Origin of the sequence: Cupriavidus sp. 2TAF22 (genome assembly GCF_052115045.1) — a bacterium.
Classification (GTDB): Bacteria; Pseudomonadota; Gammaproteobacteria; order Burkholderiales; family Burkholderiaceae; genus Cupriavidus.
This window is the reverse complement of record NZ_JBFRFX010000008.1, coordinates 60,629-85,519: the sequence shown is the minus strand read 5'-3', so window position 1 is coordinate 85,519 and position 24,891 is coordinate 60,629. Positions and strand designations below refer to the sequence as shown.

The window sequence follows — 24,891 nt, the reverse complement described above, 5'->3', positions numbered from 1 at the left end:
GCCATCAAATCGCTCGCGTGGCAGACCAATTCATCCCAGTTCAGTGCGCCGTGTAATTGGGCCGCAAGATCGAGGCCACTCGCGAGGTGGGATGCGTAACTCTATGGCCAGGTTCTGGCCATGCAGATGGCCACAGCGACCGGCCCTGCCCGACCCCTAAGCGGTCCTTCAGTCTCGCCCAAGGTAAAGCCCATTAATAAACCTATTAGACACTTTTAGCCGCTCAAATCTTGCATCGCGTGTGGTTTTTGTGCAGACACGCAGGGGTGACCAGGATTTTTTAGTTATCGCCCGGTTTCTTCCGTTGAGATCGGGCCGCTGGCCGCCAATCCTGCCGGCGCCGAGCGCGGACCCAGCGCGCCGAGAACGCGAGACGAAAAATCCCCCGCTAGCATGCCTGGGGGGATTCGGACGTTGCTGTCTCAAGACACCGAGGGGCGTAGGTCACGCGTCCTCGGGCGTTGCTGTGACAAGTCCGGCGTCGCATCGCCGCCCGGGAGTGATTCCCGCACGCCTGAGGCTATGCGTAGGTTTGCGTAGTTTCAGGGAAGCGGAGCGTGCCCTGGGCAGGGCCGAGATAGACGAACCGCAGGTGGCCTTGAGTCGTGCAGCCTTGTTGGACGCGGCAGCAATCTTCAAGTCCCTGGCTTGATGGCTGCTTATGGCCGAACTCCGCCGTCGGCTCACCGTTCGAGGACCGACGGCGGTCATCGGTGGCTGCCGACCCAGAACGGACAACCCATTGGTCGTGGTAGAGTCGATCATCATTTTTTATCGCGTAGCCTTATGTCGTCACCCGTTGAACGTGGTCCGGTCGATTCAGCAGACCATCAACAGGGCATGGAAAGCGCCGCTGATGCGCGCAGTGTGACCATGCAGATTCCGGCAATTGTTCCAGCGCAAACCGCTCTGGTGGTCATGCATTATCAGACCGACATCCTGGCGTTATTTCCATCGGTCGCGCCCACTTTGCTTTCCAATACACGCAAGCTGTGTGACGCTGCGAGGGCCAAGGGCGTCAGCGTCTATTTCGCCAAGATCCACTTTCGTCCAGGCTATCCGGAAGTCAGTCCGTTGAACAGGAACGGGCAGGGAATCAAGCAACTTGGTCTTTTCGTCGACGACCAGATCTCGCCGGAACTCGGCCAACAGGCCACCGAACCGCTCATCATCGCGCATCGTGCCAGCGTGTTCTTTGGTACCGACCTGCAGGTGCGGCTTTCCGCGCAGGGTATCGATACCCTGCTCATGGTGGGCATTGCGTCGACCGGTGTGGTGCTGTCGTCGGTCGCGTACGCGAGCGATGCAGACTTCCGTTTGTTCACGGTCAAGGATTGCTGCTACGACCCAGATCAGGTCGTGCACGATCATCTTTTTTCAACGGCGTTCGATTCGCGCACAACGGTGCTCTCGCTCGTTGATGCCTTGCTGTTGCTTGCCTAGCATTTGCTGGCATTTCGTGTCGCCGGCGTACTGGCAGCTCACGATGGCCGTGAAGTCGACTGCTGACAAGGGCTATAAAGTCTCGGTCAAATATCCGTTCGACACGAGCTGGAGGGACCGGGAAATGCGGCTGCCCGCTTATCGGGCGATCTGTATCTGACCGCTGATGTCCGCCATCGACGGCGACAGGCCTCGTTCTATCAAGACGCAGGCTATTGTGTCTTTATACGGGGCCTCCCATTCAAACGCTTGATGGGGTTACATCCTGATGTGTTTATGAGAGAGACGGCTGATGACAGGCAATTGCCCGCGCCTCGACGAGGCGCACGAGCGACAGCAGCGTTTCGGTTGTGGGCAGCTTCATGTTTAAGCTATCGGCCGTGGCGACCGCTGCTCCATTAATCGCTTCGATCTCGGTGCGGCGCCCGGCCTGAACGTCCTGCAACATCGATGGCTTGTGCCCCTTGTGCTGAGCAATGGCGCCTGCGACATTGGCTTTGCACTTGGCTGGATTCACTTCGATACCGAGCCTCTGTGCGACCGACAGCACTTCAACGACGACTAGCTCTGCGAGGCGGCTACCTTCAGGCGTAGTACCGAGCTGATCGACTGTGCACCCAGTTACGGCGCAGATGCTGTTGAGCGCGGCGTTGAACGCGACCTTCTCCCAAATCGCAGCCCATACGGTGGCTTCCGAACTGCACTGGAGACCGGCGGCCGAGAGCGTCTCGGAGACCACGGAGACGATCGATCGGACGTTGCCGTCAGCGGCCATGAGTCTAACGATACCCTTGCCATGTGAGTGCACGTGGCCAGGCGCAACCATGTCGGCCGGCCAGGTGGTCACGCCGATGAGGATGCGCTCTGGCGAGACGAACTCGCTGATCTTCTCAACGTTGCCTAACCCGTTCTGCAGGGACAGCACATGGACATCCGGACCAATCAGGTGCTTGACGCCTTGGAGCGCGGCGCCAGTGTGCAGGGTCTTGGTAAAGATCACCAGCAACTCGGGTAGTTCCTGAGCTTCCCCAGGTCGGCAAATCTTGAGCGTCTTCACACGCCGATCGCTGTTGTCCGTGACCAATCGCAAGCCATCCGATTGGATTGCGCTGATGTGTGCATCGTTGATATCGATCAGAGTGACGTCATTGCCGCACTCAGCGAGCAAGCCGCCAAACATTGAGCCCATGGCGCCAGCGCCGACTATGGTAATTTTCATGATTTCCCTCAGAATTTCAGCTAGTGATTGCCACCGCGGAACTCGGCTTTAACAGCCCCTCACGCTTCGGGATGTGACGCGTGACGACAAGGAGCGCGAGCATCGCGAAGACCATCGCGGAGCCAAGTAGTGCGAGATAAGCCATGGCACCACCGGCCGTAATGACCGCTGCCCCTGCGAATGCACTGAGGATCGCACCCAGTCGTCCGAAGGCCAGCGCGGACGCGGTGCCGGTCGCTCTGACGCTGGTGGGGTACATGAACGCGCACAGCGCATACATGGTGGACTGCACTGCATTGACGAACATGCCATGCACACCGAAACCGAAGATCAACAGGTGCGTGTCGCGCCCGACATTCAGGGTCTGCATCGCGAATGCACTTGCGGCTGCACCGGCGCAGCACAGCACCAAGGGCCAACGTGACCCGAATCGCGTTATCGCAACAGCACAGACCAACGCGCCAATAACGCCTCCGAGATTGTAGGCGGTCAACCCCGAGCCAGCGACGGCCATCGACAATCCTTCTGATGCCAACATCGTCGGCAGCCAGCTAAAGGCGCCGTAGACGGCGGTAAGACACAGGAAGAACGCAGCCCAGGTTGCCAGAGTGTCGCGCGCCAGACCATCTGAGAACAGCGCGCCAAACCCGGCCCGCTCTTCTACGCCCTGTTCCGCGGCGTCGGTGTACGTTGCATTGGCGGCCATCGGATGGCCCATACGCCCTAGCAGCTTGCCCAACTCATCCCAGCGTGCCGGATGGCGTGCCAGGAATCGAGGCGTCTCTGGCAAGGTGAACAGAAGAATGATAGCCAGCGCAATTGGAAAAGTTCCACCGATAAAGAACAGTCCGCGCCAGCCGAATGCCGGCAGGATTTCACCGGCAAAGAGGCCCGCCAGCATGCCGCCGAGCGGCACGCACACAATCGTGGCCGTGACTGCGAGCGTCCTGCGGCGCGCCGGCGTGAACTCGGCCGTGACCGTGGTCGAACTCGGCAGTGCGCCACCAATGCCCAGGCCGGCGACAAACCTAAGTGCGGCCACGGTCAGGACATCGGGCGCGAGGCCAATGGCGCAGGTCGCTGCGCCGAAGACAAAGACGCTGGAGATGACCGCCATCCGACGTCCGAATCGGTCCGCGAACAGGCCTGCGCAGGCGCTGCCGATCCCCATGCCAATGAGGCCAGCGGCAACCGCTGGGGCGAAGGCGCTTCGCGTGATGTTCCACTCCTTGATCATCAACGGAATCGCGAAGCCGATGAGTTGACCATCAAAGCCGTCCATCACAATGGACATGGCTGCCAGGAAGACCACAATCTTTTGCATGGTCGTATAGGCGCCATCGTCGAGCAGACGACCGATATCGGCATTGCCCTTGAAGGGAACCGCTTGGGGGCTCATGCGCGTACTCCCAAGTTGCAGGTCGTGGGCAGCATGCGCTGGCATTGGCCGCGCGATGGAAAAGCTTGCGAGCCAACGGCTGACGGGGTTCGATCGATCATGTCTTGTCTCCTGATTGAGCGCTCTGGCGTCCGCGCGCCCTGGTAGTAGCAGTAGAGGTGTCCAACCTGTACGCCTGCCGGAAAACTGCTTTATCGAGAAAACGGCATTCCTCACCACATAGCTTTCGAACAGCCTCCGCCTCTTCCCGGGCGGTCTGACGGACTGAATCTCAGTCGTCGAGCGCGTCGAATGGCAAGCCGACATAGTTCTCGGCCAGCGCTGTCAAAGCAGCACGCGAGCCGGTTACGTAGTCGAGTTCGGCGACCTGCACCTTGTGCTGGAACTCGTCCGCGTTGGGGAAGCGATGCAGCATCGAGGTCATCCACCACGAGAAGCGTTGCGCTTTCCAGATGCGCCGCAGTGCGGTTTCGCTGTAGCGCTCGAGCAGATCCTGACGGCCGTTCTTGTAGAACTTGCCGATGGCCCTTGCGAGCACTCGTACGTCGGCCGCCGCGAGGTTCAGACCCTTGGCACCCGTGGGCGGCACTACGTGCGCCGCGTCTCCCGCCAGGAACAGGCGGCCGTACTGCATCGGCTCAGTCACGGAACTGCGCATGCCGACCACGGTCTTGCTGAATATCTGGCCCTCTTTGGGGGCCCAGCCGTCACGCGTTGCCAGGCGTTCGCGAAATTCACTCCAGATACGGTCGTCGGACCAGTTTTCAATTTTGTCGGTCGGCTCGCACTGCAAGTACATGCGTTGCACATCCGGCGAACGCGTACTGACGAGAGCAAAGCCCCTATCGCTTAAGGCGTAGATCAGTTCGTCTGATGACGGCGGTGCCTTGCACAGGATCCCGAGCCATCCGAAAGGATAGAGCCGCTCAAACCCGCTAAGCATGCCTTTCGGAATCGATGGGCGACTAACCCCTTGCGTGCCATCGCAGCCGGCGATGAAGTCGGCTTCAATTGTCTGCAGATTGCCGCCCCATTGACGAAATCGCACGCTCGGTGCCGTCGAGTCGAGGTCGTGGATGCTGACATCGGTCACTTCGAACCGAATGTCGCCACCCGTCGCCAGGCGCGCTTCCACCAAGTCCTTGATCACCTCGTGCTGTGCATAGACCATCACAGCCTTGCCACCAGTGAGTTCTGGAAAATCGATGCGGCGGTCAATGCCGTTGAAGCGCAGGATGGTTCCTTCGTGCCGAAAGCCCTCGCGCTCCATACGCGCGCCAACGCCAATCTCTTTCATGAGATCAATCGTGCCCTGCTCAAGCACGCCGGCGCGGATCGTGGCCTCGATGGCTTCGCGGCTGCGGGTTTCGAGGACAATCGACTCGATGCCTTGCAGGTGCAGGATGTGGGACAGCAGAAGCCCGGCCGGGCCGGCACCGATGATGGCAACTTGTGTTTTCATTCCGGTGTTTCGCTCAGAAGGGGTAGTGACGCGGGGTCGTTTGAACGGTCACCCATCGCAGATCGGTGAAGGCCTCGACACCGGCTTTCCCGCCGAAATGTCCAATGCCACTGCCCTTGACGCCGCCAAATGGCATCTGCGCTTCGTCGTGCACCGTGGGCCCGTTCACGTGGCAAATGCCGGACTCGATGCGTCCCGCTACCTGGATGGCGCGCGCCACATCACGGCCGAAGACCGCGGCTGCGAGGCCGTATTCGTTATCGTTGGCGCAAGCGACCGCCTCTTCCACGCCACTGACACGCACGATGCCTTTCACGGGGCCGAAAGCCTCCTCGCGGAAGATGCGCATGTCCGGCGTTACGTGGTCGAGCAGGGTCGCGGGCATCAGCGTGTCGTTCGCCTTGCCACCCGCCACGAGCTTCGCGCCTTTCATAAGCGCATCATCGATCAGTTCGTTGCAGCGTTTTGCCGTGCTCATGTCCACGACTGAGCCGAGAACCGCCGGGCCAAGACGCGGATCACCGAGCGGAAGACTCGATGCACGTGCGCTCAACCTGGCAACGAAATCATCGGCGATGGCCGAATCGACGACGATCCGCTCGGTCGACATGCAGATCTGTCCCGAATTGGCGAACGCACCGAACACGGCCGCGTTGACGGCAGCATCGACGTCGGCGTCGTCGAGGACGACCAGCGGCGCCTTGCCACCGAGTTCGAGAACCACGGGCTTCAGGTACTTCGCGCAGGTTGCGGCAATGAGCTTGCCCACGTGGGTTGATCCCGTGAAGTTCACTCGTCGCACAGCCGGGTGCGAAATCATGGCCTCCACTACAGCAGCCGCGTCGGCCGGCGCATTGGTGACAAAGTTCACCACGCCCTTGGGTAGCCCGGCCTCTTGCAGCGCCTCGATGATGAGGCCGTGTGTCGCCGGACAGATCTCGCTGCCTTTGAGCACCACCGTATTGCCACAAGCCAGTGGCGTCGCGATGGCCCGTACAGCCAGGATCACGGGCGCGTTCCAGGGAGCGATGCCCAAAACGACTCCCGCAGGCTGTCGTACACCCATGGCGAGGTTGCCCGGCACGTCGGAAGGAATGATCTCGCCGCCGATCTGCGTGGTCAGCGATGCGGCCTCGAGAAGCATACCGGCCGCAAGGTGAACGTTGAAGCCTGCCCAGATCGCCGACGCGCCGGTCTCGGACGCTATTGCAGCCGCGAATGCCTCGGCTTTCGCTTCGAGCGCTTGTGCGGCCCTCGTCAGCATCGTTCTACGCTCGGTTGGGCCCGTGTGCGACCAGGTCTTGAAGGCCGCGGCGGCAGCGTCGACGGCCGCGACCGCGTCTTCCTCGGTGGCCGCGGGCGCGACCGTCGCAACGCTGCCGTCAAGCGGATTGCGCCGCTCGAAGGTGGCGCCATTGCGGGCCTGGACTTGCTCACCGTTGATCAGCATCGAAATCTTCATTGGTTTGTCTCCGGAAGGTCTTGTATGGAAGCGGGAGTGGGCGGTGTGTTCAGGCGACCTGAACCTCCACGACGTTTGGCGCCTTGCCGGCCAGGGCAAGGTCGAGCACCGTCCGCAAATCGCCGGAATCGCTGACGAGTGTGGCGGCGCATCCCATGCCCTTTGCCAGCGACAGGAAATCGATGTCGGGCAGTTCCGTTCCCTGAACGACATCGGTTGCGGAGAACCCGAACACGGGCGCGAAATCTTGTAGCGCAGCGTACCGACGGTTGTTCAGGATCACGAAAGTGATCGGCAGCTTGAGTTGCGCTGCGGTCCACAGCGCCTGTATCGAGTACATGCTGGAACCGTCGCCCATCAGGCAGATGACGCGGCTGCCCGGTTTGCCGAGCGCTACGCCCACTGCTGCCGGCATGCCGTAGCCGAGACCGCCGCTGTCCATCGTGAAGAAAGTTTCGCTGCGGGTGATTGGCAGATAGGCTTGCATCACCGGGCGGGCGCTCGGTGCTTCCTCGACCACGATGTCCTCGGGCGCTTTTACTTCCGCCAACGTCTGAAGGACATAGGCAACCGACATCAACGGCGAAGGCTCTGCCTTTGGCGCGCTGATCTTGGCCGGCGGCGAGGCTCGAATCTGGGGCGCCGGGCGGGCGAGCAGATCAAGAACTCCAAGGCGGATGCTGCCGACAGCCGACATTCCAACCGGCGTCCAAGCCGCGGTATCCGGGTCCTCAGTTAGCTGGCACAACGTAGCTCCGCTTGGGATGTGTGGTCCCGCGCCTTCGACGTGATACGCGAACGCGGGCGCACCAATGGCCAGGATCAGGTCATGGTCACCGAGCAGTTCGACGATCCGCTCGCGCATTGCGGGCAGGAAGCCAGCGAACAACCGATGATCTTCGGGGAAACTACACCGGCCCGACATCGGCGCTGCCCACACGCGGGCGTTGTGCGCCTCAGCAAGAGCAACGACCTCGTTCCACGCGTTGTCCCGATCGATTGCGGCACCTACGACGATCGCCGGTCGATGACTTGCATCTAGCGCGTCGCCGATTTGTGCCAGAACGGCAGGCTGCGGGCGAAGTTCCGTACTCACAACCCTTGCCGGCACGAACTCTGCTGGTTGGTCCCAGTCGTCTACCGGCACCGACACGAGCACGGGGCCACGCGGCGGCATCATCGCGATGTAGTACGCCCGCGCGATGGCCTTTGGCACGTCTTGAGCGCGCGCAGGCTCGATGCTCCATTTCACATAGGGCTTGGGGAGTTCAGTGGCTTGGGCGGAAGACAGGAATGGGTCGAAAGGGAGGATCGAACGCGCTTGCTGGCCTGCCGTGATGACCATCGGCGTGCGATTTCTATGAGCCGTAAAGATGTTGCCCATCGCATTGCCCACGCCTGCTGCCGAATGCAAGTTCACGAAGGAAGCATTTCGCGTTGCCTGGGCGTAGCCATCCGCGATGCCGACCACGGTAGCCTCCTGCAAACCCAGCACGTAGCGGAAGTCGCTTGGGAAATCGCGAAACATCGGGAGCTCAGTCGAACCGGGGTTCGCGAACACGGATGTCATGCCGAAACGACGCATGAGGTCGATGACGGCGTCGCGAACGGTGACGGTGCTGGGTTGCTTGGCTGCTTCGACGACGGCGAGTGGTACGGGTCCGGTCATTTCGCGCTTTCCTTCTGTTGTGCGCTGGACGGGTCGCAGCGCTTGTCTCGATGGCGCAAGTGTGAAAGCTCATCACTCTCATGAAAATTGCTTTTTTGAGAGAAAGTCATTACCGTTAGGCATGACTTTCGATCTCCAATATCTTGTCGCCTTCAACGCCATCGTTTCGTCCGGAAGCCTTGGTCGCGCGGCTGACGCCTTGAATGTGACGCAGCCGGCTCTTAGTCGCACGATTCGCCGGCTCGAGGAGCAGGTTGGCGCACCTCTGTTCGAGCGTCACTCAAAGGGGATGCAGTTGACGGATGTGGGCAGGGCGTTGCAGCCCCACGCGCTCCTTTTGCAGCGCGAGTCTGAGCATGCGAGTGAGGACATCAAGGCGATGCTGGGCTTGGCAAAAGGAACGATTCGCGTCGGCGCAGTCGGCAGCATCGCCTGCCTGGTGCTTCCATTGGCAATCGGCAGCACATGCAAGAAGTGGCCAAATCTTCAAGTCCAGATCATCGAAGGAGTCTGGGATCGCCTTGCTGATGCGCTTGTCTCGCACGAAATCGATCTGGCGCTGGGGGCCGACATTGAGGACACTGACGAAATCGTCGCTGTCAAGGATTGCCGTTGGGAGGACACCAGCTACGTGGTTGCTGGTCGGCGCCATCCTTTGCGAAAAAAACCAAATCTCAAGCTCGTTGATACGCTGCAAGAGCGTTGGGTCATGCTTCCGAAGGGAACCGCGCCTTTCGAGCATATGAAGAAGGTGTTTTCGCGACAGAACCTGGCCTTGCCCAACGTCGTCGTCGAGACACGCTCCGTCACTGCGCTCAAGAGCTTGATTGGCCGTTCAGGTTTCCTCGGCTGGATGCCCGAGCCCATGTACGACGCCGAGCGCAAGGCGGGACTCATCGACGCTCTGGAGATACCGGGCGCCAGCGACAAGAGAGTTCTGACTGCATTCCGTCGAAGGGCCGGCATGCTGCCCGGTCCTTCGATCAAGCTTCTCGAGGAACTGCGCGCTCTAACGGCGCAACTATCATGATTGTCGTGGCGCTGGGTCAGGCCGGTCTCTGTCGGATGCCCTGCGCGAAGCCGCGGCCGTCTCTGACCGACCCTTTACCGACATACTGGATCCGATTTCGATGTGTCTGTTCACTGGCAGAGAGCGGGCGTTCATCACCTTCAGCAGATCGTCATCGAAAGTATGGTTATCTCGCAGCCTGGAACAAGGCGAGGATGCTCCTGCATCGCTTCTCGGCATCCTGAGAAGCTGCTCATTATTTCCATGACGCTGAAGAAGGACACGTAGGTGTGCGGGTCGTCTAGCCGAGCGGTTCCTTGCACGGCAATGCCCCTTCTGGCAAGGTTACGATTGCCAGCCGATTGCCGATCGCCCACCGATTGACCAATCGGTGTCTCACATCAAAAGGAAACCTGACCTGTCGCTGCTGCAACCATCCGCCCGACGCGATCTGCTGATCTTGTGGCTATCTATCACTGTGGCCGCTTTTGTGCTGGGGTGGCTGCTGCTGCTATTGAGTCGCCAAGGCGCCGGCCCCCAGATTGCGCGTGCGCGCCAACTTACCTCGATCAGTTGCCAGACCCTGCAGGCCGGCGCAGCACGCGTTCGCCAGCAACTTCCATCAGAGGACGATCGACGCGAATCCATGGACCTGGCTGCGGCGCAGGCGGTGCTCGATCTGGCGCTGCACGACCAGCCGGGCATGGAAGGCGGTTACTGGCGCGCGAATGCAGGGGTGGTGGCCTACGCCTTCCCGACCTACTAGCTGCTGCAATTCAGGGTTTTCAGTGCGATCCGCATATATGAAGCTAGCCTAGATCTTGACCTCCCGAAAAAAATGAAGGGAAGTCAAGATATGCGTGATTACACGGCTGTCGAATGGTTACTTGACCGCCGGAAAGTCCAGAGTCGTATCGTTGACGCGATTGAAGATGTTGGTCGTCAGAATCGCAGTGACTGCGAGAATCGATTCAGTGACTTGCGAATCGGTATAGCCAGCCCGGCGTACGTTATCCAGGCTGCTCTGCGGAACGGTACCGGTTGTGCGAACGAGGGTCAGTACGAACTTTACGAGCGCGTCGAGTTTTGCATCAGAGCTCAATCCGCCGGCGCGCAGTTCAAGCATCTGTTCAGCAGTAAAACCCGCCATTTTGCCGGTCAAAGTATGTGCTGCGAGGCAATAGTCGCAACCGCTGTTTTCGCTAATAGCAAGGTTGATTGCTTCCAGCTCTTTCGCAGAAAGCTCGCCGCTGGATTTCAAGGCTGCGTTTGTCGCCAACAACGATTGGAGCACGACGGGAGATTGCGAACCAATGCTCGCGTACGCGTTCGGAACCTTCCCTAGGCCGCGTTTGATGTTGGCGAACAGTTCCGCAGTCAGGCCGGTGGCGGACGTGATATCGATCGTGGACATACGAGTCATTTGGATTCCTTTAGTAAGGTTAAGCTACGGGGATGGGGTTCTCGGCGAGGGACTGGTTGAACTGGTCGACCAACGCGTGTTCCTGGGAACCAGGGTTGTTGCGCAGCGGCATCGCGACATCCACCACCACCTCGGTGGTGGCGGTCTCGAGCTTCCACATCGTTTCACCGATAAATGCAGGCAGCGGCATGGCGCGTGGGACGGGAGGCAGTCGATTTTTCACAACTAGCTCTACCCTAACGACGACAAGGCCGTGTTCGAAGATAATTCGCCAAACATTGCTTTCGCCTCAGCGTAACAATCGTTCGCTAGCGCAATAGTGTTTCGTTGGTAGACTTTTTCGGACGTGAGGCCGAGGGTTGGCGAAAGCGAGGAAACGGAAAGTAGGGGTAGAAGCGTGAACCGATGGATGAGATTCTTTGTCGCTGCGGGACCTGTCAGTTTTTTTGTGTGCAGGGCAGTTAAAGGCTCACTATCATTTCGACCGGTGAGCCGGCATTATCTCAACGATGTGGATGGGTGAACCGTTCCTCATAGTGGATCGCAAACTGGTTCATGGCAGCCTTCCAGTCATGCGTTGAACTGCCCCACTTCCCCGTGATGTTGCGCAGGGCCAGCCACAGTAGCTTGGTCGCCGCCTCGTCGCTGGGGAAGTGGCCCCGCGTCTTGATGATCTTGCGCAACTGCGCATTGATGCTCTCAATGGCGTTGGTAACCGGCATGATAGGAGCCGGTGCCCCTCCTCCTCACCGAGTAACTTGGTGTATGGTTAGACCATCCGGGACAGGGGCACCGGGGAGCACTTCGGGTGGGCAGGCCGTTCATATACGTTGAGCCGCGAGCTCGTGTTAGTAGTTGGCCGCCCCTGCGACCCGCCCGGTTGCGCTGCGAGCGCGAATCCGTAGTTGTCGTGCTGTCCCACCGGCTCCCATTTGCGATGTTTCCCATGGGAGACGCCAATGCGAGTGATAGGACTGGATGTATCGCGATCGGTAGCTGAGATCGCCTATCTGGAGAATGGCCTGCTGCGCGCCGGTGGGCGCGTCGGACTGCGACGCGATGAGCTGGAGCGCTTTGCCGCCAAGCTAAAGCCCGACGACCACGTGGTACTCGAGGCGACCGGCAATACGATCGCTATTGCGAATGTGTTGAGAGGCCATGTCGGCAGGGTGATCGTCGCCAACCCGCTGCAAGTCCGTCTGATTGCGGAAGCCCGCGTGAAGACGGATAAGATCGATGCGACGATCCTCGCGCAACTCTATGCGAGTGGCTTCCTGCCCGAGGTTTGGATTCCAGACGAGACCACGCAAGCGATGCGGCGGCAGGTGTCGCGTCGAGCCCAGATCGTGCGGCAGCGGACGCGGCTCAAGAATGAGATTCACGCCGTCCTTGCCGCACATCTCATCGAGCGGTGTCCGGCGACAGACCTGTTTGGCAAGAAAGGGCGGGCCTGGCTGAGCTGGCAGCAGCTACCCACGGATGAGCGCATCGGGATCGACCAGCGGTTGCATGAGCTGGACCGGCTGGCAGAGAATCTGCAGGAGGTCGAGCGCATCCTGGCCCAATCCGCTATTCAGGACGACAGGCTGCGCAAGCTCCTGACCATCACCGGCGTCAACACCACCGTTGCGATCGGCTTGCTCTCCGCCATCGGCGATATTGCTCGCTTTCGCTCGCCGGAGAAATTGGTCAGCTACTTTGGCCTCAATCCTTCGGTCTACCAATCCGGCTCGCACCCAGCAAAGCACGGACACATCAGCAAGCGCGGACGCTCCTACGCGCGTGCCATGCTAGTTGAGGCTGCCTGGGCCGCAGCGCAAACGGCCGGCCCCATTCGTGCCTTCTTCTTGCGCATCCGGGATCATCGCGGTCAGCAGATCGCGGCTGTTGCCACCGCGCGCAAGCTGGCAATAATCGTCTGGCACGTCCTCACGCGTAACGAATCCTTCGCGTGGGATCGCCCAGCGCTGACAGCGCGAAAGACCCGTGAGTTGGAATTGCAGGCAGGCCTGCCTCCTGCGCGCCGCGGTAGCCGCAAGGGGTCTGCCGCCGCCTACAATCTGAAGTCCGTCCGGGATCTGGAGCGTGCAGTTGGAGAGCAAGCCGAGCAGGCTTACCAACGCCTGTTCTCGCGCTGGAAGCAAGCGCGACCGCAGGGTGCGGTTCGCGCTCCCTGGCCACCGATACGGACGCCATGAACGGCGGAGATTGCCGCGGGGGCTTGTCAACTTCATCCGTCGTGTAGATGATCTTGCGGATCGCCGGCGGGAACATAAAGAATGGGATCACCTGGTCCCAGGCGCGACGCCAGGACGCGGCGATCGGGCGTACCGCTTGCCCCATTCCCCTTGCTCGAAGGCCGCCAATTCGGCCAGCGCAACCTCCACGGTGGGCGCGGTGTACACGGGCTTGAGAGCCGCTGCGACGGCCCGGCGCTCCTTCCAACTGGCGTACTCCAGGCTGTTTCGGATCAGATGCACGATGCAGGTCTGCAGCGTCGTGTCCGGGAACACCGCATTCAGGGCCTGCTCCATGCCCTTGAGCCCGTCAGTCACCGCAATCAGGATGTCCTGCGTGCCACGGGTCTTCAGGTCATTAAACACCTTCATCCAGAACTTGGCGCCTTCGGTGGTTTCGATCCACAGGCCCAGGATGTCGCGCGTGCCGTCTGGCAGTACGCCCAAGGCCAGGTAGACGGCCTTGTTGCGCACCACGCCGTCCTCGCGCATCTTGACCCGCAGCGCATCGAAGAACACCACCGGGTACATCACCTCCAGCGGGCGGCCCTGCCAGGCGGTGACCTCGTCCATGACCGCGTCGGTTACCGAGCTGATGAACTCCGGTGAGACCTCGGTCCCGTATTGTTCGGCCAGAAACGCCTGGATCTCGCGCACGGTCATGCCACGGGCATACATGGCGATGATCTTGTCATCGAACCCGGTGAAGCGCCGCTCGTGCTTGGGAATCAGGATCGGATCGAAGCTGCCGTCGCGATCGCGTGGGATGTCTACGCGCAACGGGCCGTCTTCGGTCAGCACGGTCTTGGCACTCCTGCCGTTGCGCTGGTTGGCCGTGCCGGCCGGACGCTCGGCGCCCGGCGAGTAGCCCAGATGATGGCCTAGCTCGGCGCCCAAAGCTCGTTCGATCAAGGCCTTCTTGAACGCCATCGAAGCGTCCTGGACCGCCTCGGCAGTCATCGGGCCCTTCACGAAATGGGCGATCAAGTCCTCGGGGATGGTGGGCAGCTCACGGTCAGCGGCCCGGCTCGTCTTGGTTTTGCGTGGCATGACATGCTCCTTGGCGACATGTTATGCCCCAAACACAAAATTTCTGACAGGTCCTCGCTGCGGGGTGGATACTAATGACCCTCATGCTCGCTGCTATGGCTGCGGCCGCATCGCCATGGGTTCGCGACGGCCATCACTTATGCTAGGAAGCGGTCTACCTGCATCACGAAATCTTCAACCTCCTGGAACAGGAACGCGTGGCCAGCATCGGGATAAAGGATTAGCTTTGCATCGGGTGCCTGCTGTGACAATACGAAAGAGCGATAGGCCGGTAGCATGACATCACACGCGCCGTTGGCAACGAGCATCGGCAGACGTAGTTCGCTGGCCCGGTGCAGCACGCCCTGCCACGTCGAAATGGCCTTGATTTGTGCCATGAATGCCTCGGCCGTGACGGCGGGGCCGCGGTCCAGTTGGTCAGCGATTCTCTTCAACGAGGCGCGGCCCGCATCGACTCCGAATTCGCTTTTCGAGAAGAATAGAAACAGGAAATCTTCGATGTCATTGACGGGACGTGTCATGACCTGCGGAACTCTCGGATGAGGTTGCGGCCCATCTGTGATTCCACCGGGACTGGATCCAGCGACGATCAGGCGTCGCACCAGATGCGGGGCCTCAAGTGCCAACTGCTGCGCGACCACCCCGCCTAGCGACCAACCCAACACGTCCACCTGCTTTTGACCCAGTGCTGCGATGACCGCGCATGCTACCGCCGCCATGCCCGCAATCGTGTCCGGCACGATGCCGCCCGACCGCCCGATTCCCGTACTGTCGAACCAGATGATGCGCCGATCCGCCGACAGTTCTTTGATAAACGCCGGATCCCAATCATCCATCGTGCCGCGGAACCGCTGCAGCAGCAGTAGCGGGAGACCTCCCTCGGGGCCCGTTTCGCGCGCGCAGATTCGGCCATATGGAGTGTCGATGTCGAAAGAACGTGTCATGGTGGGTAGATATATTGTGGATCGTTCTCGATGAGTACCCCGCCAAGCGTATTGCCGAATCCGTCCCGATGCAGGACATAAACGCGGCGCTTTCGGTCATGCCTTTGGTTCGCGCCCACGCACCGCCGAGTATGACGACACGTGCATGCAAGATTGTTGTCCGAAAATTGTGCGTATATGTCAGTCCGTGGAACATCACTATCCCTATGCTTGGGCGTATCTGCTTGCCACTCCATGCGCACCAGGCAACTCGCTCTCACCCAAAGGGATACACATGCCATCACAACTCGGAACCGCTCTCGTCACTGGATCGTCCTCCGGCATCGGCGCCGTCTACGCCGATCGCCTCGCGGCACGCGGCTATGACCTTATTCTCGTTGCACGCAATGAAGAACGGCTGCGCGCGCATGCGGCGAGGCTCGCGAGCACGCATGGTGCCCACGTAGACGTGCTCGTGGCGGATCTTACCGACGCTGCCGACCTTCGGCGTGTCGAGACCACCCTCGCTAGCAACGATCGCATCTCCATGCTGGTCAACAACGCTGGCTTCGGCGGTGCGGGTACCCTCTCGCAATCGCGAGTGGACGACATGGAACGCATGATTGGTGTCAACGTCACCGCCGTCATGCGCTTGTCCTATGCGGCCGCGCCAGCGTTTGCCGCGCGCGGCGCCGGTGTGATCATCAACATCGCATCTATCGTCGCGATCGCTCCCGAGATCCTCAATGGGGTCTACGGCGGCGCAAAGGCATTCGTACTCGCATTCAGCCGCTCGTTGAAGAAAGAGTTGAGCGAAAGCGGCGTGACCGTTCAGGTCGTACTGCCGGGGGCTACCGGCACTGACTTCTGGGAAGTCGCGGGTCTCCCTACGTCGAATCTCCCGGAAAGCTGGGTCATGACACCCGAAACGCTGGTGGACGCAGCACTGAGCGACCTCGACGCCGACGTGTTTGCCTCGATTCCGTCGTTACAGGACGACTCGCAATGGCATGCATGGGAGACCGCGCGCGAAGCCATGGCGTCAAATTTGTCCTCCCGCGTCGCCGCGCCGCGCTACGCGGCGCGTGCCGGGAAGCAAGACTAAAACCCTGAACCTCACTCCCCATGAACAAAACAATCGCCCCTCTGGCCTTGGTTGCTATGGCCACCCTCTTCTCTCACCAACCGGCCCGAGCCAGTGAAGCCCTCGCACAGAAGTACGCGTGCGTGGGCTGCCATCAGGCAAATGCCCGCCTGGTAGGTCCGTCGTGGAAAGAAATCGCCACCAAATATAAGGGCGGCAGCAAGGCAACGGAGCAACTCGCAACCAGCATCAAGGCCGGTGGCAGCGGTAAGTGGGGCGCTGTACCGATGCCGCCGCAGCCGCAAGTGCCCGATGCCGATCTCACCGCCCTGGCGCAGTGGGTCCTTTCGCAGAAGTAGAGGAGGCCAGAATGACCACCCTGAACATCAATGGCAAGACGGTCGATGTCGACGCCGATCCGTCCACGCCGCTGCTGTGGGCGCTCCGCGATAATCTCGGCATGACTGGCACGAAGTTCGGCTGTGGCATGGCCGCGTGCGGCGCGTGCACGATCCATATCAACGGCACAGCGACGCGGAGCTGCGTTATGCCGATCTCGTCGGTGACCGGCACTAAGGTCAATACCATCGAGAGCATGGGCGACGACAGAATCGGCCGCGCGGTTCTGGACGCCTGGATCCGGCACGATGTGGCGCAATGCGGCTACTGCCAGAACGGTCAGGTGATGAGCGCCGTGAGCTTGCTGCGCACCAAGCCGCGGCCGAACGATGCCGATATCGATCAAGCGATGGCGGGCAACATTTGCCGCTGTGGCACTTATCAACGTATCCGCGCGGCTATCAAGGATGCCGCGCGCGCGATCGCCTGAGGAGCGCCACATGCGTATTCGTGGACTGGAAGCGCTGGCGGGCGGTGGTAGCACGGCCGCGCCCGAAAACAGCGTCGCGCCGCTCTCGCGCCGCACCTTTCTCAAACTGACCGGCGTTGCCGGCGGCGGACTCGCGCTGGGCCTGGTCGGCGGTGTCGAACTCGCCCAGGCAGCGGAAGACGGCGCGAAGCAAAAATCGCCGTCGCCTCCGCAGGCATTCGTGATCATCGCCCCCGACAACACGGTGACGATTGCGGTCAATCGGCTCGAGTTCGGACAGGGTGTGCATACCGCGCTGCCAATGGTGCTGGCCGACGAGCTCGACGTGGACTGGAAGAACGTGCGGTCAATGCTGGCCCCGGCCGGCGATGCTTACCGCGATCCGGGCTTCGGTATTCAGATGACGGGCGGCTCCACCGCGCTGATGCATTCGTTTACGCAGTATCGCGAGCTCGGCGCACGCGCCCGGGCGATGCTCGTGACTGCGGCGGCCAAACAATGGAATGTGGACCCCGCCAGCTGCGCCGCCGTGCAGGGGGTGGTCACATCGGGCACGCGTCGCGCCACCTATGGTGAGCTCGCCAATGCGGCCATGAGTCTGCCGGTGCCGACGACCGTGGTATTGAAGGACCCATCGCAGTTCCGCCTCATCGGCAAGCCAATGCCGCGCCTGGATGCCGCCTCGAAGCTGCGAGGCGACCCCGTGTTCGGCATCGATACCCGGCTCAAGGACATGGTTGTCGCCGTAGTCGCGCACCCGCCCCGCTTTGGAGGCAAGGTGAAGTCGTTCAACGCGGACAAGGCGCGCGCGATCAAGGGCGTCGTCGACGTCATGCAGGTGCCCGCGGATCGCGGCGGCTCCGGCCTGGCGGTGGTCGCCAACGGATACTGGGCGGCCAAGCAGGGGCGCGACGCGCTGCAGATCGAATGGGAGGACACGGGCTCGAAGGTCAGCACGCAGGCGCTTTACGAGGAATACAGCAAGCTTGCGATGCAGCCGGGCAAGATGGCGCTCCCGCTGGAGAGTGGCGACGTGCAGGCGGTCCTCGCGGGCGCTGCGCGCGTGATCGACGCCGAATATCGGCTGCCGTATCTCGCGCACGCGCCGATGGAACCGCTCAACTGTACCATGCAGGCCGAGATTAGCGGCAATAAGGCGACCAGCGTCAAGGTCTGGGTCGGCTCGCAATTTCAGACCGTCGATCAGGCGGCGATCGCCCAAACGTTGTCGCTGCCGGTCGAGAAGGTGACGCTGAACACGATGATGGCCGGGGGTGGCTTCGGCCGGCGTGCCGTGCCGACGTCGGACTACCTGGTCGAATCGGCAGGCGTACTTCGCGAGTGGATTGCCAGAGGGCATGCCGAACCGCTCAAGGTCATGTGGAGTCGCGAAGACGATATCAAGGGCGGCTACTACCGCCCGCTGCACGTCCACCGCGCGCGCATCGGCTTCGACGAAAAGGGGCAGGTCGTAGGTTGGCAGCACGCGATCGTCGGCCAGTCGATCGTCATGGGAACCCCATTTGAGCCTGTTCTCGTGAAGAACGGCGTGGACTCGACCATGACCGAAGGCATCGTCGAGAACGAATACGCTCTGCCGATGCAGGTGACGGCCCATCACCCGAAGGTCGATGTCGCGGTGCTCTGGTGGCGCTCGGTGGGCAACACCCACACGAGTTTCGTCAAGGAGACGCTGATCGACGAGATCGCCACGGCCGCGAAGCAGGATCCCGTCGCTTGGCGCATGGCACGACTCGACACCACCAAGCATGCCCGACACCGCGCCGCCTTGCAGCTGGCCACGGATAAGGCCGGCTACGGCAAGCGCAAATTGCCGAAGGGGCATGCGTGGGGCGTGGCCGTGCACGAATCGTTCGGGACCGTAATTGCGTATGTCGTCGAAGTGTCCGTCGCCAAGGGCGAGGCGCGCGTGCACAACGTCACGGCCGGTGTCCACTGCAATCGCGTCGTCAATCCGCTGACTGCAGAAGCCCAGGTCCAGGGCGCATGCATCTTCGGCTTGTCGATGATTCGGCCCGGCTTCGCCATCGAGATGGAGAACGGAGTGGTTCGGAACAGCAATTTTCCGGACTATCCGCCACCGCGGATGCCCGATGCACCGCGCATCGACGTGTTCTTTGTGCCGTCCGAAGACGCACCGTCGGGACTGGGCGAGCCTGGCGTGCCGCCGATCGCACCGGCGGTCGCCAATGCACTGTTCCGGCTGACGGGCAAGCGCCAGCGGCAGATGCCCTTCGTCGTTTGATCGTTTGATCGTTTGATCGTTTGATCGTTTGATCGTTTGATCGTTTAGAGGCAGAGAGGCAGAGAGGCATCACGTCCTCTCTGCCTCACAATCTACTGTTAGCAGCAACCGTTTGGTTACTGTGCACCCTGTATGCCGCGCCCGCACTTGGTAGTGTTCCCTCAAAGGGCTTTGTCGTCCTCGATGACGATGGATTTGTAAGGTCGAGAACTTAGTTCATTCGATGTAACCGGGAATTAGCACCAGGATCAGTGTCGAGCTACAGAAAGAAACCTATAATGCACTTTTAATGTGAGACACCGACCGCTCATGGGTACTGACCACCCACGCGCCAGGATGCCCTATGCGCCTTGTCTGGTGTCGGCATCCGTCTGGGTGAGGTCGTATTCGAGCCGCGAGGCACGTCGTTTCGCAAGCCGGTGGTGCGACGCTGCGCATCCTAGCGTCGAAGACATGCTCGTAACGCGACCACATCGGTCGCTGGCCGTCAGTTCATTCCGTCACTTCTTGCTCGACTAGTGCATCATTTCGCCGGATGCTGCTTGGCGACACGCCGTAGGCGCGTACAAAGGCCCGGCGCATACGATCGCGGTCCGCGAACCCTGTGTCTCGAGCCACGGTTTCCATCGGGTGACGACCTGACTCGAGCATGGTTCTGGCCATTTCCAGCCGGAGCATCTCGACGGCCTTAGCCGGCGACTGCCCAGTCTCCTCGCGGAAGACACGGCTGAACTGCCGCGGCGACAGGCGCGCGGCATCCGCTAGCTCCTCCACCGTCAGCGCATTGCGCAGATTTTCCTTCGCGTAGATCAGTGCGCGTTTGACGCGATCGCTGCGCGGCTCGAGTTCCAGCAATGCAGAAAACTGGGATTGCCCACCGGGGCGGCGGTAATAGACGACCAGACGTCGGGCCACGTTACGAGCCAGCGCCGCGCCGTGGTCGTGCTCGATGAGCGCCAGGGCGAGGTCCATTGCCGCAGACATGCCGGCCGAGGTCCAAATGTTTCCGTCCTGAACAAAAATGCGATCCTCGTCGACACGAACCTGAGGAAAGGTTTCCTGCAATCGTCTGGCATGCAACCAGTGGGTGGTAGCAGTCTTTCCGTCCAGCACGCCGGCTTCTGCAAGTGCGAACGCGCCCGTGCAGATGCCCGCGACACGTCGTGCCTCGCGGGCCGCACGGCCGATGTAGGACTTCAGCCCGGGATCCAGGGGGCCCGGGACACGAATCCCTGCAACCATCAACGTATCGGGCATCGTGTCGAATTTGGTGGTCACGATCCCCAAGCCAATTGTCGAATGAACGATACCTCCGTATTGGGAGAGGATCGTCATGCGGTAGCCCTCTTCGCCGAGCTCCGCATTGGCCAGTTCAAACGCGGATAGCGCCGAGAGACCGATGACCTGGAATCCATTTTCCAGAATCAAGCCGATTTGCCGCATTGCTTCTTTCTCGTTACGTCAGCGTCCCAATGACAGTTTCATGAGACTCTCCCGCAATCTATTCCTGGCGCCTGACGCCGTCAAGTGAGCGGTCAGTGTCGAGCGCCGCGCAGCCTGAAGATGTCCGGAATCTCCGCGATTTCGTCTGTCCGCAGAGACACGACCAGGCCTATCCTTGCCATGCCTTCGCCCCTCCCTCGCAGGCGTAGGGCTCCGCCCCGGAACCGGCAACCGAACAAGGATGCCCAGCAATTCCGCATGCGACGAGCAGCCACCTCGTCCACATCGTCGATGACGAAGACGCAATCCGCACATCTTTGTCCAGCCTCCTCCGCTCCGCCGGCTTTGACGCGCGTACCTTCGAGCGCACATCGACCTTAAACGCGTCCGAGAAGCCGGACCGACCGAGCTGCTTGCTGCTTGACGTCCGCCTGCGCGGTGAAAGCGGTCTCTATTTTCAGCAGAAGGCCACCCAGGTCCATCGCATGCCCTTCATCTTCATGACGGGCTTCGCCGACATCAGCAGTTGCGTACGCGCCATGAAAGCTGGTGCTTGGGACTTTCTGCTCAAGCCGCTTGTTGATCTGAACAAGCAGATTGCAGCCGAACCTGGCATCAGCGATATCACCGTCAAGGTACACCGCGCTGCGGCTATGCGAAAGATGAGGGCAACCTCCCTAGCCGACATTGTGCGCAAAGCCGACCTAATCGGCCTCACACCGGACAGTGATGATCGTCTCCCCAATCACTTTGTCCTGAATCGACGGATTAATGACATGTGAAACCGCATGGGTTTCCGCCACATTAGAGGGCAAGTGGCGCTGTGGTCTGAAGCACCGAGGCAAGCGCTTTCTCTTCTAACGAAAGGATGTGGTAATGCAACTCACCGGGAATACCATCTTTATTACGGGCGGGACGTCGGGCATTGGCCTGGGATTGGCGAAGGCCTTTCATGCCTTGGGAAACAAGGTCATCATTGCTGGACGCCGCAAAGTACTTCTGCAGCAGATTTCGGTGGAGCATCCCGGCATTGATGGCGTTGAACTCGATATTTCCGACGCTGCCGACATCGCGCGCGTGGCGAAGGACTTGATCTCGGACTATCCCACGCTGAACGTTCTAATCAACAACGCGGGCATCATGCCGTTTGACGACGCGTCGACTCCCGTCGAGGATGCCGCGTCTCGCAGCATCCTCGACACCAACCTCTTGGGCCCGATCCGCATGACGTCGGAGCTCGTCGAGCATCTGAAGGGTCAACCGCGCTCGACGATTATCTACAACACGTCGGTGCTGGCGTATGTCCCGATCGCCACTAATGCGGTCTATTCCGCATCTAAAGCGGCGCTGCACTCTTATGCCCTGTCGCAGCGCTTCATGCTCCGCGCGACCAACGTGACAATCCAGGAGATCGCACCGCCTTGGGTCGACACCGACCTCGTCAAGAAGAGCGGCGATCCGCGTGCCATGCCCCTGGAGGCGTTTATCGAAGAAACCATGCGCGGCCTCGCGACCGAAGCGCCTGAGGTGTTTGTCGAGTCCATTCGCGCCATGCGCGATAACCCGGGACTCGGCGAGCATCAGTTGGTTCACGACTTCAACCAGCACATCGCCGATAACCCCATCCCGGTTTAACGAGAAGCCTGGCGCCCCGGCCCGGAGTGCCAGTGACCACGCGCAGGAGAAGATCTTTGTCACACAATAGCCGTGCGGTAACGGCACCCGCGGCCTCTGCGGTACCCGCCCCCGAACGCAACGACTCGCTAGTACCCGCCTTGTTTCTGGCGCTCGGCACGTTTGCGATTGGCACCGAGGGATTCATGATTGCGCCTCTGCTATCTACGATGGCAGCCGATTTCGGAATGACCGTGCCACATACCGCACTGCTCGTCGTGGTATTCACACTGACCATGGCCGTGAGTTCACCTGTCGCGACGGTCATGACGGCGCGATTACGGCGTCGCAGCGTACTTCTGTTCGCCATGACCATCTTTGGCGGAGGAAACCTGCTGGCCGCCTGGTCGCCCAGCTTTGGGCTCCTGATGGCCGCACGCGTGATGATGGCCGTTGCTTCGGGTCTGTATGTGCCCAACGCCAACGCCCTTGCCGGTGCGATCGTATCTGCTAGCAAGCGAGGCCGGGCGTTGGCCATTGTGAGCGGGGGTATGACACTGGCGATCGCGCTGGGCTTGCCTCTTGGCGGCGTAGTGGGACATGCCTTCGGCTGGCGTGCCACCTTTCTGGCGGTCGGCGCGATGAGCCTGACGGCGATTGCAGGGATTCTCGTCGGCGTCGCCCGGGATGCCGGTGCTGGCATTCCTGTGGCAACGCTATCGCAACGGCTCTCAATCGCCCGTCAGCCTGCCGTCGTCCGATTGCTTTCGGTGAGCCTATTCTGGTCCATCGGTGCCTATGCTGCATATCCCTATATCGCAGCCTACCTGTCTCGCGTGCTTGAATTCGACGCAGTTGGCATCAATGCGACTGTTTCGATGTGGGGCCTGGCGGCGGCAGTGGGTGTTACGGCGGGAGGCACGCTGACGGACAAGTTTGGCTCGAGCCGAGTGGCGCGCTACTCGCTTTTCGCCCTGGCACTTTCATTCTGGGCGCTCGCAGTGTCGGCCTCCACGCATACGGCGGGCCCGGCGCTGTTACCAGTCCTGGCGGCGATCGCGGTCTGGGGCTTCGCCGTCTGGGCGTTCTTCCCGGCACAGATGTCGCGCCTGATGGCAGCCGGCGGCCCGTCCCAGGCACCGCTCTCGCTGGCCTTAAACACGTCGACCATGTACTTCGGCTTTTCCATTGGCAGCGCAATAGGTGCGGCGATTCTGGCGACTGATGCCATCTGGGGCATTGGCCTATTCGCCGGCGCGTGTGAGATGGTCGCCCTTGTTCTCAATCGCCATGTGGCACCGGCTAGGTAATGAAAAAGGTCCATTCTATGAACAGCATCGCGAAAGCCATCATCGACGCCCACGGGGGCCTCGCCCAATGGCGGGAATTTACAAAGGTTCAGGCCGACTTGAGCCAGGGTGGGGCACTATGGGCTATCAAATCCCAACCCGGTGTACTCGACACGACTACGGTCACAGTAAGGACCGACAGTCAATGGGCGTCACACGAACCGTTCGGAACGCTCGCGAACAGGAGTGACTTTACGGGACGCCGAATCGCTCTACTAGATGCGGCTAATCAAGTTCTGGAAGAGCGTATCCAGCCCCGCACCTCGTTTGAAGGACACAAGCTGGAAACCTCTTGGGATCCACTGCAACTGGCCTTCTTCGCTGGCTGTGCTATGTGGACCTATCTGAATACACCATTCTTGCTCTCATGGGACGGTGTAGTGTGCGAGGACGCAGGGACATGGACAGAGCGCGGCGAAACATGGCGCAAGATCGAAGTGCGCTACCCAGATTCGCTAGAGGTATTCAGCAATGCGCAGGCAATCTACGTTGATTCCGACAATCTAGTACGTCGCCTTGACTATGACGTGGAGATCGCTGGCAATACAGCCGGAGCGCATTACGTCAGCGACTACATCACGGTTTCCGGAATCCGATTCCCGACTAGACGTCGCATCTATCCTCGCCTACCAGACGGTCAAGCGTTGTCGGAGCCGCTGGTCGTCTCTATTGATGTCAGCAACATTGCCCTCAGTTGAAGAGCCGCGCGAGGAAGTATCGCGCGGCTAAAGCATCCTTAACGCGGCAGCGCGCGCGGCACTACTTCGAGGACTTCGCCGGAGGCGTCTCCACGGTATCGAGGAAAACGACGTCTCCCCAACCATCCGGAACCGCAACGCAAATTCGAAGCCGTCGCAGCGCGGCATCGTCGATGCTGGCGCCTTCAGCTTTAGCTTTGGCGAGCAGCTTGACCTTGCCGGTGCCGCCGCAGCAGCGGTGATTTTGCGCAGGCCATGGCTGTTCATCGCCACTGGGTGGAGGTCGCTTGGTGGCCAAACACGTAGACCAGA

General features: G+C 60.8%; 21 protein-coding genes and 2 pseudogenes. 12 read left to right on the top strand and 11 right to left on the bottom strand.

Annotation, left to right across the window (positions count from 1 at the left end):
• Window positions 1–840 precede the first annotated feature (840 nt).
• Window positions 841–1,443: an isochorismatase family cysteine hydrolase gene (locus AB4Z48_RS11990; protein WP_441614155.1), complete on the top strand. Its 603-nt coding sequence runs from the start codon at window positions 841–843 to the stop codon at window positions 1,441–1,443.
• Window positions 1,444–1,717: 274 nt separating this feature from the next.
• Here AB4Z48_RS11990 and AB4Z48_RS11985 read toward each other — a convergent pair whose 3' ends face one another.
• The 5 genes from AB4Z48_RS11985 to mdlC form a co-directional block, all read right to left on the bottom strand.
• The gene (locus AB4Z48_RS11985) at window positions 1,718–2,662 is read right to left on the bottom strand and encodes a ketopantoate reductase family protein (protein ID WP_441614154.1); all 945 of its coding nucleotides are present in this window, start codon (window positions 2,660–2,662) and stop codon (window positions 1,718–1,720) included.
• 16 nt (window positions 2,663–2,678) lie between these two features.
• The gene (locus AB4Z48_RS11980) at window positions 2,679–4,061 is read right to left on the bottom strand and encodes an MFS transporter (RefSeq protein WP_441614153.1); all 1,383 of its coding nucleotides are present in this window, start codon (window positions 4,059–4,061) and stop codon (window positions 2,679–2,681) included.
• A 271-nt stretch (window positions 4,062–4,332) separates the two neighbouring features.
• On the bottom strand, window positions 4,333–5,523 hold the full coding sequence (pobA, locus tag AB4Z48_RS11975) for a 4-hydroxybenzoate 3-monooxygenase (RefSeq protein WP_441614152.1): 1,191 nt from the start codon (window positions 5,521–5,523) through the stop codon (window positions 4,333–4,335).
• 13 nt (window positions 5,524–5,536) lie between these two features.
• Window positions 5,537–6,985 carry an aldehyde dehydrogenase gene (locus tag AB4Z48_RS11970; protein ID WP_441614151.1) on the bottom strand — a complete coding sequence of 483 codons (1,449 nt, stop codon included), beginning with the start codon at window positions 6,983–6,985 and terminating at the stop codon, window positions 5,537–5,539.
• Window positions 6,986–7,034: 49 nt separating this feature from the next.
• Entirely contained in the window at window positions 7,035–8,654 is a 1,620-nt protein-coding gene (mdlC, locus tag AB4Z48_RS11965; protein WP_441614150.1) for a benzoylformate decarboxylase, read from the bottom strand.
• A gap of 121 nt (window positions 8,655–8,775) precedes the next feature.
• On the opposite strand from mdlC, the gene AB4Z48_RS11960 reads away from it, so the two are divergent.
• Entirely contained in the window at window positions 8,776–9,684 is a 909-nt protein-coding gene (locus AB4Z48_RS11960) for a LysR family transcriptional regulator (protein WP_441614149.1), read from the top strand.
• 370 nt (window positions 9,685–10,054) lie between these two features.
• On the top strand, window positions 10,055–10,429 hold the full coding sequence (locus tag AB4Z48_RS11955) for a hypothetical protein (RefSeq protein ID WP_441614148.1): 375 nt from the start codon (window positions 10,055–10,057) through the stop codon (window positions 10,427–10,429).
• A gap of 117 nt (window positions 10,430–10,546) precedes the next feature.
• Here AB4Z48_RS11955 and AB4Z48_RS11950 read toward each other — a convergent pair whose 3' ends face one another.
• From AB4Z48_RS11950 to AB4Z48_RS11940, 3 genes and pseudogenes are all read right to left on the bottom strand, one after another.
• Entirely contained in the window at window positions 10,547–11,086 is a 540-nt protein-coding gene (locus tag AB4Z48_RS11950; protein ID WP_441614147.1) for a carboxymuconolactone decarboxylase family protein, read from the bottom strand.
• A 19-nt stretch (window positions 11,087–11,105) separates the two neighbouring features.
• Window positions 11,106–11,309 carry a hypothetical protein gene (locus AB4Z48_RS11945; RefSeq protein ID WP_441614146.1) on the bottom strand — a complete coding sequence of 68 codons (204 nt, stop codon included), beginning with the start codon at window positions 11,307–11,309 and terminating at the stop codon, window positions 11,106–11,108.
• A gap of 280 nt (window positions 11,310–11,589) precedes the next feature.
• A pseudogene (locus tag AB4Z48_RS11940) lies at window positions 11,590–11,811 on the bottom strand (transposase); the annotation flags it as partial.
• Between the two features lie 234 nt (window positions 11,812–12,045).
• Here AB4Z48_RS11940 and AB4Z48_RS11935 point away from each other — a divergent pair.
• On the top strand, window positions 12,046–13,284 hold the full coding sequence (locus AB4Z48_RS11935; RefSeq protein WP_441614145.1) for an IS110 family transposase: 1,239 nt from the start codon (window positions 12,046–12,048) through the stop codon (window positions 13,282–13,284).
• 25 nt (window positions 13,285–13,309) lie between these two features.
• Here AB4Z48_RS11935 and AB4Z48_RS11930 read toward each other — a convergent pair.
• Both AB4Z48_RS11930 and AB4Z48_RS11925 read right to left on the bottom strand, forming a co-directional pair.
• Window positions 13,310–14,373: pseudogene (locus tag AB4Z48_RS11930) on the bottom strand (IS256 family transposase); the annotation flags it as partial.
• Window positions 14,374–14,510: 137 nt separating this feature from the next.
• Window positions 14,511–15,317 (bottom strand): alpha/beta fold hydrolase, encoded by an 807-nt coding sequence (locus AB4Z48_RS11925; protein ID WP_441614144.1) that lies wholly within the window; start codon window positions 15,315–15,317, stop codon window positions 14,511–14,513.
• 274 nt (window positions 15,318–15,591) lie between these two features.
• Here AB4Z48_RS11925 and AB4Z48_RS11920 point away from each other — a divergent pair, with 274 nt between their 5' ends.
• The 4 genes from AB4Z48_RS11920 to AB4Z48_RS11905 are packed head-to-tail and all read left to right on the top strand — an operon-like array spanning window position 15,592 to window position 19,475.
• Window positions 15,592–16,401 (top strand): SDR family NAD(P)-dependent oxidoreductase, encoded by an 810-nt coding sequence (locus AB4Z48_RS11920; RefSeq protein ID WP_441614143.1) that lies wholly within the window; start codon window positions 15,592–15,594, stop codon window positions 16,399–16,401.
• Window positions 16,402–16,421: 20 nt separating this feature from the next.
• On the top strand, window positions 16,422–16,739 hold the full coding sequence (locus tag AB4Z48_RS11915; protein WP_441614142.1) for a c-type cytochrome: 318 nt from the start codon (window positions 16,422–16,424) through the stop codon (window positions 16,737–16,739).
• Between the two features lie 11 nt (window positions 16,740–16,750).
• Window positions 16,751–17,209: a (2Fe-2S)-binding protein gene (locus AB4Z48_RS11910; RefSeq protein ID WP_441614141.1), complete on the top strand. Its 459-nt coding sequence runs from the start codon at window positions 16,751–16,753 to the stop codon at window positions 17,207–17,209.
• A 10-nt stretch (window positions 17,210–17,219) separates the two neighbouring features.
• Window positions 17,220–19,475, top strand: a complete 2,256-nt coding sequence (locus AB4Z48_RS11905; protein ID WP_441614140.1) for a molybdopterin cofactor-binding domain-containing protein — start codon at window positions 17,220–17,222, stop codon at window positions 19,473–19,475.
• A gap of 492 nt (window positions 19,476–19,967) precedes the next feature.
• Here the strand turns inward: AB4Z48_RS11905 and AB4Z48_RS11900 are convergent, their stop codons facing one another.
• Complete coding sequence (locus tag AB4Z48_RS11900; protein ID WP_441614139.1) at window positions 19,968–20,918, bottom strand: GlxA family transcriptional regulator; 951 nt, start codon at window positions 20,916–20,918, stop codon at window positions 19,968–19,970.
• A gap of 251 nt (window positions 20,919–21,169) precedes the next feature.
• Between AB4Z48_RS11900 and AB4Z48_RS11895 the strand changes: the two genes are divergently transcribed.
• The 4 genes from AB4Z48_RS11895 to AB4Z48_RS11880 all read left to right on the top strand — a co-directional run bounded on the left by AB4Z48_RS11895 (window position 21,170) and on the right by AB4Z48_RS11880 (window position 24,579).
• Window positions 21,170–21,700, top strand: a complete 531-nt coding sequence (locus AB4Z48_RS11895) for a response regulator transcription factor (protein ID WP_441614352.1) — start codon at window positions 21,170–21,172, stop codon at window positions 21,698–21,700.
• Between the two features lie 94 nt (window positions 21,701–21,794).
• Window positions 21,795–22,553 carry an SDR family oxidoreductase gene (locus AB4Z48_RS11890; protein ID WP_441614138.1) on the top strand — a complete coding sequence of 253 codons (759 nt, stop codon included), beginning with the start codon at window positions 21,795–21,797 and terminating at the stop codon, window positions 22,551–22,553.
• A 140-nt stretch (window positions 22,554–22,693) separates the two neighbouring features.
• Window positions 22,694–23,842: an MFS transporter gene (locus tag AB4Z48_RS11885; RefSeq protein WP_441614137.1), complete on the top strand. Its 1,149-nt coding sequence runs from the start codon at window positions 22,694–22,696 to the stop codon at window positions 23,840–23,842.
• A gap of 17 nt (window positions 23,843–23,859) precedes the next feature.
• A complete protein-coding gene (locus tag AB4Z48_RS11880; protein WP_441614136.1) occupies window positions 23,860–24,579 on the top strand; it encodes a hypothetical protein in 720 nt (239 codons plus the stop codon).
• The last annotated feature ends 312 nt before the right edge of the window (window positions 24,580–24,891 follow it).